Source organism: Escherichia sp. KCJ4928 (assembly GCF_004352695.1).
Lineage (GTDB): Bacteria > Pseudomonadota > Gammaproteobacteria > Enterobacterales > Enterobacteriaceae > ECMA0423.
This window is the reverse complement of record NZ_SJWV01000808.1, coordinates 1-255: the sequence shown is the minus strand read 5'-3', so window position 1 is coordinate 255 and position 255 is coordinate 1. Positions and strand designations below refer to the sequence as shown.

Below are 255 nucleotides of genomic sequence, written 5' to 3'. Positions count from 1 at the left end.
CACCACCGCTTCCGCCAGCGCATTACGGACCAGTGCATCAGCAGCCGGACTGGAAAAACGGATCAATTCTTCCGTCAGTACCGCAATGGCCGACACCTTCGCATGACTGAAGGTGATGGATTCAAAATCAAACTTCGTCAGGGGTTTTGCCTTACCCTCACCCACCCAGCCGGCAGCACCGCCCGACACCTGGGCGTGCACACGGATATTGAACGGCACCTGACGAAGTGCAGGGATCCCGCCCTGACCAAATCG

1 protein-coding gene is annotated in these 255 nt (G+C 58.0%); it reads right to left on the bottom strand.

Features of this window, described 5'->3' with window-relative positions:
* A partial coding sequence (locus E0D98_RS26875; RefSeq protein WP_131891712.1) for a phage major capsid protein occupies positions 1 to 255 on the bottom strand: 255 nt, incomplete at both ends.